Genomic DNA, 12,361 nt, shown 5'->3' with positions numbered 1-12,361 from the left:
CGTGTCTAGTCGGTGATACCGGTGCGCGCCAGCAGGTCGCTGACCAGCTCCAGGCGCATCAACGGGCTGTCGAGTTCCATCAGGCGCTGCTTGAGTTCCAGCTGCATCGGCACCAGCTCGCACCAGCGGTTGGCCACCCACCCGCAGTCGTCGAGGCGGTAGGGCGCGCCGATCGGCAGGCGCACGGTGTCGCCCTGCGCGTGGCGGCGCTCTTCGAGGGTGTCGATCAGGCGGCGCAGCGCGGTGGCGGTGTGGCGCAGGTCGTCGGGGATCTCGAGGTCGACATCGTCGGCGACGGCGTCGACCTCGGCGATCCACAGGCCGTGCTTCTGCAGCTCGCTGCTGCGCACGCGAAAGCGCTGCGTGCCGACGCATTCGATCTGCAGCAGGCCGCTTTGCGGCGCGTCGAAGGTGCGGATGTCGGCGAGCGTGCCGACGGCGGCAAAGCTTTCGGCTTCGGCCCCGGCCTTGCGCACTTCGGCGCCGCTCGTCAGGCTGACGACGCCGAACGGGGTGCCGGCCTTGCGGCACTTGCCGACCATGTCGAGGTAGCGGACCTCGAAGACACGCAGCGGCAGCAGGCCGCCGGGAAACAGAACCGTACCGAGCGGAAAGAGAGGAATGCGCACGTTGAAAGGGCCGGGCCAGTCGCCGCGGTCAGCTGGGTTGAAGGATCAGGTTGAGGACGGTCGCGTGTTCGGGCCGCAGTATCCCCTGCATCTGGAACGCGTGGCGCGCGTGGTTGAGCAGGTTCAGGATCGACTGCTGGCACTCGCCGGCGCTCTGGCCCCAGCGCGTGTCGACCTCGGACAGGGCGCTGTGCGCCGCGCGATGCAGGTCGACCAGGTGGGCCAGCGTCTGGGGCATGTCGCCGGGGTTGCGGTAGAGCGTGAGCAGCTGTTCGCACTCGCGGCCCCGCAGGCGCGGGAAGACCAGCGGCAGCAGGCGCCGGTAGATGCGGTCCTTCGAGGCGTAGAGCCGGTCGCGCGGCAAGGTGCGGGAGGTCATGCCCGGGTGGATGCGGTAGCGCGTCAGCGGCTCGGGCAGGTTCGCGAAGCGCGCGCCGTGCAGCATGCAGTCGACCCAGAACCCGAGGTCGTCGACGGCGTAGAGGTTGGGGTCGAACTGCAGCCCGTGGGCGCGGTAGAAGTCCAGCCGCCCGGTCGTGCTCTGGTTCGCGAGGTAGTCGTAGCCCTCCACCATGCGGGCCTTGATCGTCGCGTCGTCCAGCGGCAGGCCGGTGACGCCGGCCTGGTCCTGGAAGTGCTCGAGCTGGCTGCCGACGACGGTGACCGACGGGTTGCTTTCCAGGAACGCGACCTGCTTGGCGAAGCGCTCCGGCGTGGCGCAGTCGTCGTGGTCGACGCGCGCCAGGTAGGTGCCCCGGGCCATCGCCATCGCGAGGTTCATGTTGGCCGGCAGGCCGACGTTGCAGGCGTTGCGGTGCCGCCGGATGCGCGGGTCGTCGAAGGCGGTCAGGCGCTCCCAGGTACCGTCGGTGCTGGCGTCGTCCATGACCAGCAGCTCGAAGTCGGTGAAGGTCTGTGCCTGCAGCGACGGCAGCGTCTCGATGAGGAACTCGCCGCTGTTGAAGGTGGGGAGCACGACGCTGAGCAAAGGCATGGGGTTCCGTAGGGCGGTGTGGCCGGGGGCGAGGCTTGTGGTCCAGAATCGGAGCAGTCGCGCGCGTGCGCACCTCCCTGCCCATCCGACATGTTGTACCAGATACCCTCGTTTCTTCTCGACGTGATCGTCGGCCTGCTCGGCGGCGCCTGCCTGCTGCGCCTGTACATGCAATACCACCGCGTGCCCTTCGGCAATCCGCTGGGGCGTTTCGTGTTCGCCATCACCGACTGGATCGTGCTGCCGCTGCGGCGCATCGTGCCCGCGGTGAAGCGCTGGGACCTCGCGAGCCTGATCGCGGCCTGGCTGCTGGTGATGCTCAAGTTCCTGGTGCTGTGGCTGCTGGCCGGCAGCCTGGCGCGGATCACGGCGCTGCCGCTGGTGTCGCTGGTCGGCCTGTTGCAGCTGGCGGTGTCGGGCCTGACGGCGCTGCTGGTGGTGTACGCGGTGCTGTCGTGGATTCCCGGCGCTTCGCCGATGCTGCTCGACCTGATCTCGCGCCTGGCCGAGCCGCTGGTGCGGCCGTTCCGCCGCTTCATTCCGCTGATCGGCGGTGTCGACCTGTCGCCGCTGGCCGCCATCGTGGTGCTGCAGGTGGTGGCGATCGTGCTGGGCAACCTGCTGGTCTTTGCGTTCCGGCTCGGCGCCTGACGCGTCGGGGGACCCCAGACAGCAAAACGCCCGCACCGCCTTTCGGCGTGCGGGCGTTCAGGCCGAAGCCTGAGCTACGGTGAAGGTCAGAGCACCGCGTCGGCCGGCTGGCGCAGCAGCATGGCCAGCGTGCTGGCGATGGTCTTGCGCAGTTCGCGGCGGTCGCTGATGAAGTCGATCGCGCCCTTGGTCTGCAGGAACTCGGCGCGCTGGAAGCCTTCGGGCAGGGTCACGCGCACGGTCGACTCGATCACGCGCGGGCCGGCAAAGCCGATCAGCGCCTTGGGCTCGGCGATCACCACATCGCCCACGAAGGCGAAGCCGGCGCTCACGCCGCCCATGGTCGGATCGGTCAGCACGCTGATGTAGGGCAGGCCCTTCTTCGCCAGGCGCGTGAGCGCGGCGTTGGTCTTGGCCATCTGCATCAGCGAGAGCAGGCCTTCCTGCATGCGCGCGCCACCGGTGGCGGTGAAGCAGATGAACGGCACCTTCTGCTCGATGGCGGTCTCGACGCCGCGCACGAAGCGCTCGCCGACCACGCTGCCCATGGAACCGCCCATGAACTCGAACTCGAAGCAGGCCACGACCACGCTGATGCTGTGGACCGAGCCGCCCATGACGACCAGCGCGTCGGTCTCGCCGGTGTTCTCCAGGGCTTCTTTCAGGCGCTCGGGGTACTTGCGGCTGTCCTTGAACTTCAGGGCGTCGACCGGCAGCACTTCCTGGCCGACTTCGTAGCGGCCTTCGGCGTCCAGGAAGGCATCCAGGCGCGCGCGGGCGCCGATGCGGTGGTGGTGGCTGCAGCTCGGGCAGACGTTCTGGTTGTGCTCGAGGTCGGTCTTGTACAGAACGGTCTCGCAGGCCGGGCATTTGATCCACAGGCCCTCGGGCACCTGGCGGCGCTCGGACGGGTCGGTTTGTGCGATCTTGGCGGGTAGCAGTTTTTCAAGCCAGCTCATGGGGGCTCCTTGTGAGGGCAGTGATTATCGACCAGCCGCGTTCTTGGCCGTGGCGGCCGGCAGCGCGTCGAGCGCCTCCCGGATGCCGGCCAGGAATTCGCGCACCGTGGGCACCACGTTGTCGCGGGGCTGGTCTTCGATGAGTTGAATGATCTTGGTGCCGATGACCACGGCGTCCGCCGCCGAGCCGATGGCCTGCGCCGTGCGCGCGTCGCGGATGCCGAAGCCCACGCCGACGGGGATGCTCACGTGCTCGCGGATGCGCGGGATCATGCGCCCGACCGCCTCGGTGTCGAGGTGGCCGGCGCCGGTCACGCCCTTGAGCGACACGTAGTACACGTAGCCGCTCGCGATGCGCGCCACCTGAGCCATGCGCTCGGGGGTGCTGGTGGGGGCCAGCAGGAAGATCAGGTCGATGCCGGCGGCTTTCAGGTCGGCGGCGAAGTCCTCGCATTCCTCGGGCGGGTAGTCGACGACCAGCAGGCCATCGACGCCGGCCGCGGCCGCGTCGCGGATGAAGGCCTTCTTGCCGTGCACGAGGTCGTAGCGCTCGACCGGGTTGGCGTAACCCATGAGCACGACCGGCGTGGTCGTGTCTTTGGCGCGGAAGGCCGCCACCATGGCGAGCACCTGCTTCATGCCGACGCCCAGCGCCAGCGCGGCCTCGCCGGCCTTCTGGATCACGGGGCCGTCGGCCATCGGGTCGGAGAAGGGCACGCCCAGCTCGATCACGTCGGCGCCCGCCTCGACCATGCCGTGCATGAGTTCAGGCGTGATGTCGGCGAAGGGGAAACCGGCGGTGACGTAAGGGATCAGCGCGCGACGGCCTTGCGTTTGCAGGGCCTGGAACTTGGCGGCAATGCGGCTCATCACTTGCCTCCCTTCACGCTCAGACCGCGCATCGAGGGGCGGTCGTAGAAATCGACGCCCGACAGGTCGGCGACGGTGCCGATGTCCTTGTCGCCGCGGCCCGAGAGGTTCACGAGGATCGACTGGTCGGGGCGCATGGTCTTGGCGAGCTTCAGGGCGTAGGCCATGGCGTGGCTGGATTCGAGCGCGGGAATGATGCCCTCCGTGCGGCACAGGTAGTGGAAGGCTTCGAGCGCCTCGACGTCGGTGATGCCGACGTACTCGGCACGGCCGATGTCGGCCAGGTAGGCGTGCTCGGGGCCCACGCCCGGGTAGTCGAGGCCGGCGCTGACGCTGTGCGTTTCGGTGATCTGGCCGTCGTCGTTCTGCAGCAGGTAGGTGCGGTTGCCGTGCAGCACGCCGGGGCTGCCGCGCAGGATCGAGGCGGCGTGCTTGCCGCTGTCCAGGCCTTCACCGGCCGCTTCCACGCCGATGAGGCGCGTGCCCGCGAACGGAATGTAGGGGTGGAAGATGCCGATCGCGTTGCTGCCGCCGCCCACGCAGGCGACCACCACGTCGGGCTGCCTGCCCTCGGCTTCACCGGTGATGCCGTCGGCCGCCAGCATGGCGGGCATCTGCGCGATGCACTCGGTGCCGATCACGCTCTGGAAGTCGCGCACCATCGTCGGGTAGGGGTGCGGGCCCGCCACCGTGCCGATGATGTAGAAGGTGTTTTCGACGTTGGTGACCCAGTCGCGCATGGCCTCGTTGAGCGCGTCCTTCAGCGTCTTGCTGCCGGATTCGACGGGCACGACGGTCGCGCCCAGCAGGTTCATGCGATAGACGTTGGGGCTCTGGCGCTTCACGTCCTGGCTGCCCATGTAGACCACGCATTCGAGGCCGTAGCGCGCGCAGATGGTGGCCGTGGCCACGCCGTGCTGGCCGGCGCCGGTCTCGGCGATCACGCGGGGCTTGCCCATGCGGCGCGCGAGCATCGCCTGGCCGATCACGTTGTTGATCTTGTGCGCGCCGGTGTGGTTCAGGTCTTCGCGCTTCAGGTAGATCTGCGCGCCGCCCATTTCGCGGCTGGTGCGCGCGGCGTGGTAGATCGGCGAGGGGCGGCCGACGAAGTGCTTCAGCTCGTAGTGGAACTCGGCCAGGAAGGCCGGGTCGTCCTTGAACTTGGCGTACGCGTCGCGCAGCTCGTTGATCGCGTGCGTGAGCGTTTCGCTCGCGAAGGTGCCGCCGTAGGGGCCGAAATGGCCGCTGGCGTCGGGTTGCTGGTAGTCCTGGAATTGGCTTTGCATGGTTCTCGATCGATGGGCCGCAGCCCGAGTGCGATCGGGTGCGGCGGCTAACTGGAGAAGGACGAAGCGTCGGCTGCCGAGGCTTTGACAGTGTTCGCCGCATCTGCGGCTCTCACGGCGGCGACGAATGCCCGGATCTTTCCGGCGTCCTTGAGGCCCTTGTGCCCGGGACCGTCGATTTCGACGCCCGAGCTCACATCAACGGACAGCGTCTTGCAGCGCGTCCGCAGGCTGTGAATGCCATCGCTCACGTTTGCAGGTGTGAGCCCACCACTCAAGACGAGGTGAGCGTCGACGGCGGGTGGAAGAAGTGACCAATCGAAAGCCTTGCCGCCTCCGCCATAACCTTCGACATGGGCGTCGAGCAGGATGGCCTGGGCGCGGGAGTAATCGGACGCGTATTTTACGAGGTCGAAGCCGGCCCCGGCAGCCCCCAGTGGAATCCGGGCGGCGCGCATGTAACGAAAGCGTCCCGGACCGGTGGCTTCCTCGCACTGTTCGGGCGTTTCTTCCCCGTGGAACTGCGCGATGGCGCCCTTCACGCGGGCCAGGGAGGCCAGGACTTCGGGGGCGTCCGCGTTCACGAACAGCAGCACCGGCGTGATGAAGGGCGGCAGGCGCGAGGCCAGTTCGGCGGCGCGCTCGACGCTCACGGCGCGTGGGCTCTTCGGGTAGAGCACGAAACCGATCGCGTCGGCGCCGGCCTCGACCGCCGCGTCGACGTCGGCCTCACGCGTGAGGCCACAGATCTTGATGCGGGTGCGCGGGGCGAGGGGGGCGGGAGATGTCATGGCGGGCCATCATACGAAGCCCGCTCGCCCTGGAACGTGGCCTCGGCCGGCAGACCCCACTTGGCGTCGTACAACGGGCCGAGGAAGTACAGGCCATCGGCGGAAAAGGTGGGCGCCGCGACCTTGCGGCTGCGCGCCTCGAGCACCTCGGTGATCCATTCGGGCCGCTCGTCGCCGCGGCCAATGCGCACCAGGCTGCCCATCAGATTGCGGATCATGTGGTGCAGGAAGGCATCGGCCTCGAACTCGAAGTGCCAGCGGCAGCGTTCGCCGTCGCCCACGCGCGTGATCTCGAGGCGCCGCAGGTCCTTGACCGGTGAGAGGGCCTGGCAGGCGGAGGCGCGGAACGAGCTGAAGTCGTGCCGGCCCACCAGCAGCGCCGCCGCGGCGCGCATCGCATCGCCGTCGAGCGGGTACATCGACCAGCCGACCCGGCCCGCGTCGAGGCTGGGCCGCACGGGCGACTGCGAGAGCACGTAGACGTAGCGGCGTGCCAGGGCGCTGGCGCGGCAATGGAATTCGTCGGGCACCGGGTGCGCCCACTGCACCGCGATGTCGTCGGGCAGGTAGCGATTGGTGCCGCGCATCCAGGAGAACGGATCGCGTTCGATGTCGGTGTCGAAGTGCACCACCTGCATCAGCCCGTGTACGCCGGCGTCGGTGCGGCCGGCGCACAGCGTGCTGACCCGGCTGCCGGCGGGCAGGCCGGCGAACTTCGCGAGGGCGGCTTCGAGCTTGTCCTGCACCGTGCGGCCCGAGCGCTGGCTCTGCCAGCCCTCGTATGCCTGGCCGTTGTAGCGGATGCCGAGTGCCAGCCTCACGAAGCGATCAGAAGGGCAGTCGGCAACCGGCTCAGCGCAGTTCGGCGAGCAGCTGCTTGGCTTGCGACTTGAGGTCGCCGGCGCTTTCGGCTTCGACTTCCTCGACCAGCGAGCGCGCGCCTTCGACGTCGCCGATGGCCTGCAGTTCGCGGGCCAGCGAGAGCTTCACGGCGTGCGGGTTGTCGTCACCGTCGTCGTCCAGGGCGGACGGCGAGGTGGCCACGGCCGCAGAGCGCGGTGCTTCGGCGGCGGCGGAGCGGGCCGGCAGGCCGGCGAGGGCGCTCATGTCGAACTCGATGAAGCCCGAGTCGGCAGGCAGCGTGTCGCGCAGCATGGCCGGGCGGGTGTTGTGCTCCGCGTCGTTCAGCGACGAGGGGCGCGTGTGGGCCGTCAGCGCGCCGGGGGCCGTGTCGAAATCGTTTTCGAGGTCGACCGGCGCTGCGGCATGGCCGTTGCTCAGCGGGGCCGGTGCAGCCGTCGGTGCGTAGACCGACTTCGGCAGGCTGGCACCCACGGGGGCGGGCGCCGGTGCGGGCGGCTGGGTCAGGTCGAGGTCGAAGTCCAGCGGCGCGACCGAGGGCATGAAGGCCGGCGGGGCCGACGCCACGGGCGGTGCGGCCGGGGGCGGCGGTGCCACGACGGCGGCCGCGGCGACAGCAGCCGGCTTGGCGGCGGCGGCCAGCGCGCCGGCGAATGCGGCGGTTTCGGCCTGGCTGGCGCCACGCGCGGTGCCCGTGCCCGTGCCCGATTCGTACAGCGGGTTGCCCGGGTCGAGGTCCTTGCCCATGTCGACCACGCGGTTCCATTCGGAGCCCGCGCCGTTGGTCAGCTTGTGCACTTCGGTGGCCAGGCCGTCGAAGGCGCGCACATCGCGGCGCTTGGCGTGGATTTCGAGCAGCTTGAGGTGGATGGCGGTGCGGTCCGGGTTCAGGCGCAGCGCTTCACGCAGGATTTCCTCGGCCTGCAGGTCGCGGCCGTAGGCGAGGTAGACGTCGGCTTCGGCGACCGGATCGACATCGCCCGCGTCGAGCTGGCTCGGCGAGTACGACAGCGACGACACGGTGGAGTCGCCGCGGTTCTTGGTGTCGACCGATTCGCCGCCGCTGGCGCCGAAGAACGAGTCCTTGGGGATGCGGCTCTCGAGGAACACGCTTTCGCTCATTTCTTCGCGGCGGCGGCCCAGCACGCGGTACAGCAGGAAGCCGACCAGCAGCGCGATCAGCGCGGCGCCCGCGAGCATCAGCGGGTTGTCGAGCAGCTCCTCGAGGAAGCTGCGTTCCGGCGGGGGCGGCGGCGGGGCCGCCTTGACCACGGGCTTGGGTGCGACGACAGGCGCGGCGGCGGCTGCAGCGCTGGCTGCGGCTGCCACGGGCAGGGCGGCTGCGTCGGTGGCCGACGGTGCGGCGGCTGCTGCAGCAGAGGCCGCGGCGACGGGGGCCGTTGCAGCGGGAGCGGTTGGTGCGGCTGCCGGCGTCGGCGTTGCCGGTGCGGTGGCTGCGGCGGCAGGGGCCGCGGCGGGCACAGGAGCGGCCGCGACCGCTGGCGTCGGCGTCGTGGCACCAGTCAGCGGTGCGGGAACGGCGATGCCGGGCGTGGCGGCCGGCGCTGCGGGCGCGGCGGCGGCAGCGGACGATCCGGTGCCCGTGCCGGTGCCGGCCTTGAGCTTGTTCAGCTCGTTGATGTTCTTCGTGAGTTCCGCGACGCGGTTGCTGCTGTCCTGCGCCTGGCGGGCTTGGGCGACCTTTTCATCGGCGGCGCGCGCGGCGGCGTTGCCTTGCGACACCGTGAGCTTGTCGGGCGCGCTGGCGGCGGCATTGCGGTCTTCCACGCTGGCCTGCAGCTTGCCCGAGGCCTGGCGGCTCGCGGCGGCGACGTTGGTGGTCGGAGCGTTTTCGGCGAGGCGCTGGCGGTAGCTGCCGAAGTCGCGGCTTTGCGCGGTGATCGTGCGGCGTGCGTCGGCGGCCGGCACGGCGGCTGCTGCGGCGGCGTTCGGCAGGTCGAGCACGGCACCGGCCTTCATCCGGTTGACGTTGCCGCCGACGAAGGCGTCGGGGTTGGCGTTCAGCAGCGCGACCAGCATCTGGTCGAGCGAGACATCGGCGGGCTTGTGGGCCGAGGCGATCTTGCCGGCGGTGTCGCCACGGCGCGTTGTGACTTGCTCGCCACTGCCGCCACTGGGCGCGGCGACGACGGCACGTGCCGGCGCAGGAGCCGGTGCGGCCGCAGGGGCCGGCGCAGTCGCAGCGGGTGCGGGCGTCGCGGCCACTGCAGGCGCGGGTTCGCGCCGCACGCGCGGGGCGGGCGCGGGGCGCTCGACCGGCGTGGCGATCTGCGGTGCGATGGGCGTCACCGGTGCGGCTGCCGCTTGGCGCGTGGCCGGCGGATCGAGCAGCACGGTGTAGTCGCGCACGATGCGGCCCGAGGCGCCGTTGGCTTCGAGCAGCAGGTCGATGAAGGGGTCGTTGAGCGGGCGGTTGCCGGCCAGGCGCACCACGTACTGGCCGCCGGCGCGGCGCTGCAGCGTGGCTTTCACGTCGCCGAGGGCCGCGTTGTAGGGGATGCCTGCGTTCTTGAAGGCTTCGGCCGTGGCGATGTTGATCTTCAGGCCTTCCGCCTCGTTGGCGGCCATTTCAGTGACATCGATCTCGGCGCGCAGCGGTTCGCCCAGTGCCGACTGCACCCGCAGCGGTCCCAGCGCGAAGGCGCTGGCGTCGGCGCTGGCCAGTCCCAGCGTCAGGGCCGCAGCGGCACCCAGGATGGAAAGGCGCCAGCCATTCGACGGCAGGGCGGGGCGGGCGGCCGAAGGGCGGGCCGCGGGCAACAGATGTCTTGTCATGCTGATAGGGGCGGCTCAGGCCCTGAATTTGTAAGAGGACGTTAGCATCATCAACATGCACTGACAAGGCAATGCGCCTGATCTACCCAGTGCGCGCATACTTCCGATGACATCCTGTGTTGCCTTTCGGCAACATTTTTGTATTTCAAGGGCCTGAGCTGCCCGCATCAGGCTTCGAGCAGGATGCGCAGCATGCGGCGCAGCGGTTCGGCGGCGCCCCACAGCAGCTGGTCGCCGATGGTGAAGGCGCCGACGTACTCGGGGCCCATCGCCAGCTTGCGGATGCGGCCGACCGGGATGTCCATGGTGCCCGTCACGGCCACCGGCGTCAGGTCCTTCACGGTGGCTTCGCGCGTGTTCGGCACGACCTTGGCCCAGGGGTTGTCGGCGGCGATCATCGCTTCGATGTCGGCCACCGGCACGTCCTTCTTGAGCTTGAAGGTCAGGGCCTGGCTGTGGCAGCGCATCGCGCCGATGCGCACGCAGAAGCCGTCCACCGGCGTGGCGGCGGTGCCGAAGCCCGCGCCCTGGCCGAGGATCTTGTTGGTCTCGGCGCCGCCCTTCCACTCTTCCTTGGACATGCCGTCGCCCAGGTCCTTGTCGATCCAGGGGATCAGCGAGCCGCCCAGCGGGGCGCCGAAGTTGGCGATTTCGGAGGCGCTCAGGTTCTGCTGCTTGTGCAGCACCTTGCGGTCGATCTCGAGGATGGCCGACTTCGGGTCGTCGAGCAGCGCACGCACTTCGGCGTTCAGGGTGCCGAACTGGGTCAGCAGCTCGCGCATGTGCTGCGCGCCGCCGCCCGAGGCTGCCTGGTAGGTCATGCTGGTCATCCACTCGACCAGGCCGGCCTTGTAGAGGGCGCCCACGCCCATGAGCATGCAGCTGACGGTGCAGTTGCCGCCGACCCAGTTCTTGCCGCCCTTGGCGAGCGCGTTCTGGATCACGGGCAGGTTGACGGGGTCGAGCACGATGATCGCGTCATCGTTCATGCGCAGCGTGGAGGCCGCGTCGATCCAGTGGCCGTTCCAGCCGGCGGCGCGCAGCTTGGGGAACACCTCGCTGGTGTAGTCGCCGCCCTGGCAGGTGATGACGATGTCGCACTTCTTCAGTGCCTCGATGTCGTTCGCATCCTTGAGCGTGGTTTCGTTCTTGGCCATCGCCGGGGCCTTGCCGCCCGCGTTCGAGGTCGAGAAGAAGACCGGCTCGATGAGGCCGAAGTCGCCTTCGGCCTGCATGCGGTCCATGAGGACCGAGCCGACCATGCCGCGCCAGCCCACGAGGCCGACCAGAGGTTGCTTGGATGCGTTCGCCATTTCAGTTTGCCCTTAGTGAAGAAAGAAAAAATCAGTCTTTTTTGCCCCCGACTCGTCGGCCGGGGGAGGGCGTGACGAAGCGGGCTGCGGTTAGCCGGTAATCGTCTTTTTGGTGATGGCTGCTACGACCGCGTCGCCCATTTCGCGGGTGCCGACGCGCTTCGTGCCTTCGGACCAGATGTCGCCCGTGCGCAGCCCAGAGGCGAGCACGTGCTTGACCGCCGACTCGATACGGTCGGCAGCTTCGGGCTGGTTGAGGGAGAAGCGGAGCATCATGGCAGCGGACAGGATTGTAGCCAAAGGATTGGCAACCCCTTTGCCAGCAATGTCGGGCGCGCTGCCGTGGCTGGGCTCGTACAGGCCCTGGTTGCTCGCATTGAGCGAGGCCGAGGGCAGCATGCCGATGGAACCGGTGAGCATCGCGGCCTCGTCCGAGAGGATGTCGCCGAACATGTTGCCGGTGACCACCACGTCGAACTTCTTGGGCGCCTTCACGAGCTGCATGGCCGCGTTGTCGACGTACATGTGGTCGAGCTCGACGTCGGGGTATTCCTTGCCGACCTCGGTCACGATGTCCTTCCAGAACTGGAAGGTCTCCAGCACGTTGGCCTTGTCCACGCTGGTCACGCGCTTGCTGCGCTTGCGGGCCGCCTCGAAGGCCACGCGGGCGATGCGCTCGACCTCGGGGCGCGAGTAGCGCATCGTGTCGAAGGCTTCCTCGGCGCCCGGGAAGTGGCCGTCGGTGGCGATGCGGCGTCCGCGCGGCTGGCCGAAATAGATGTCGCCGGTCAGCTCGCGAATGATGAGGATGTCCAGGCCCGCGATCAGCTCGGGCTTCAGGCTCGAGGCGCCCACCAGCTGCTCGTAGCAGATGGCCGGGCGGAAGTTGGCGAACAGGCCCAGGTTCTTGCGCAGCCCCAGGATGGCCTGCTCGGGTCGCAGCGGGCGGTCGAGCTTGTCGTACTTCCAGTCGCCGACGGCGCCGAACAGCACCGCGTCGGCGTCCTTGGCGAGCTTCAGCGTCGATTCGGGCAGCGGGTGGCCGTGCGCCTCGTAGGCCGCGCCGCCGACCAGAGCCGATTCCATCTCGAACTTCAGGTCGAGGACTTCGAGCACCCTGACGGCTTCCGCCACGATTTCGGTGCCGATGCCGTCACCCGGGAGAACTGCGATTTTCATAAGTTGGTCTGAGTTTTTTTTGAAAACGGAAA

Annotated in this window: 11 protein-coding genes; 1 reads left to right on the top strand and 10 read right to left on the bottom strand. The window is 69.0% G+C overall.

Annotation, left to right across the window (positions count from 1 at the left end; all coding sequences use genetic code 11):
• Positions 1-5: 5 nt before the first annotated feature.
• Together AC1RAA_RS15470 and AC1RAA_RS15465 are read right to left on the bottom strand one after the other, a co-directional pair.
• Positions 6-629: an LON peptidase substrate-binding domain-containing protein gene (locus AC1RAA_RS15470; RefSeq protein WP_223301401.1), complete on the bottom strand. Its 624-nt coding sequence runs from the start codon at positions 627-629 to the stop codon at positions 6-8.
• Positions 630-657: 28 nt separating this feature from the next.
• Positions 658-1,623 (bottom strand): glycosyltransferase family 2 protein, encoded by a 966-nt coding sequence (locus tag AC1RAA_RS15465; protein ID WP_492732048.1) that lies wholly within the window; start codon positions 1,621-1,623, stop codon positions 658-660.
• A 90-nt stretch (positions 1,624-1,713) separates the two neighbouring features.
• Between AC1RAA_RS15465 and AC1RAA_RS15460 the strand changes: the two genes are divergently transcribed.
• On the top strand, positions 1,714-2,274 hold the full coding sequence (locus tag AC1RAA_RS15460; RefSeq protein ID WP_056572059.1) for a YggT family protein: 561 nt from the start codon (positions 1,714-1,716) through the stop codon (positions 2,272-2,274).
• 86 nt (positions 2,275-2,360) lie between these two features.
• On the opposite strand, the gene accD is transcribed toward AC1RAA_RS15460, so the two are convergent.
• The 8 genes from accD to leuB all read right to left on the bottom strand — a co-directional run bounded on the left by accD (position 2,361) and on the right by leuB (position 12,329).
• A complete protein-coding gene (gene accD, locus AC1RAA_RS15455; protein WP_056572057.1) occupies positions 2,361-3,233 on the bottom strand; it encodes an acetyl-CoA carboxylase, carboxyltransferase subunit beta in 873 nt (290 codons plus the stop codon).
• Positions 3,234-3,257: 24 nt separating this feature from the next.
• Positions 3,258-4,103 carry a tryptophan synthase subunit alpha gene (gene trpA / locus AC1RAA_RS15450; RefSeq protein ID WP_159275647.1) on the bottom strand — a complete coding sequence of 282 codons (846 nt, stop codon included), beginning with the start codon at positions 4,101-4,103 and terminating at the stop codon, positions 3,258-3,260.
• On the bottom strand, positions 4,103-5,389 hold the full coding sequence (trpB, locus tag AC1RAA_RS15445) for a tryptophan synthase subunit beta (protein ID WP_487848984.1): 1,287 nt from the start codon (positions 5,387-5,389) through the stop codon (positions 4,103-4,105). The genes trpA and trpB overlap by 1 nt, the downstream gene beginning before the upstream one ends.
• Before the next feature lie 47 nt (positions 5,390-5,436).
• Positions 5,437-6,180: a phosphoribosylanthranilate isomerase gene (locus AC1RAA_RS15440; RefSeq protein WP_139702441.1), complete on the bottom strand. Its 744-nt coding sequence runs from the start codon at positions 6,178-6,180 to the stop codon at positions 5,437-5,439.
• Complete coding sequence (gene truA / locus AC1RAA_RS15435; protein WP_070062263.1) at positions 6,177-7,001, bottom strand: tRNA pseudouridine(38-40) synthase TruA; 825 nt, start codon at positions 6,999-7,001, stop codon at positions 6,177-6,179. Before truA ends, AC1RAA_RS15440 begins: the two co-directional genes overlap by 4 nt.
• 31 nt (positions 7,002-7,032) lie before the next feature.
• A complete protein-coding gene (locus AC1RAA_RS15430) occupies positions 7,033-9,837 on the bottom strand; it encodes a FimV/HubP family polar landmark protein (RefSeq protein ID WP_492740599.1) in 2,805 nt (934 codons plus the stop codon).
• 167 nt (positions 9,838-10,004) lie between these two features.
• Positions 10,005-11,150 carry an aspartate-semialdehyde dehydrogenase gene (gene asd, locus AC1RAA_RS15425; RefSeq protein WP_062479697.1) on the bottom strand — a complete coding sequence of 382 codons (1,146 nt, stop codon included), beginning with the start codon at positions 11,148-11,150 and terminating at the stop codon, positions 10,005-10,007.
• A gap of 90 nt (positions 11,151-11,240) precedes the next feature.
• Positions 11,241-12,329, bottom strand: coding sequence for a 3-isopropylmalate dehydrogenase (gene leuB / locus AC1RAA_RS15420; protein ID WP_062479698.1), 1,089 nt, complete (start codon positions 12,327-12,329; stop codon positions 11,241-11,243).
• Positions 12,330-12,361: the final 32 nt, after the last annotated feature.

This window comes from Variovorax sp. GW823-FHT04F07, from assembly GCF_058795995.1.
The sequence above is the reverse complement of the archived record's forward strand: the minus strand, read 5'-3'. Positions and strand labels throughout refer to the sequence as shown.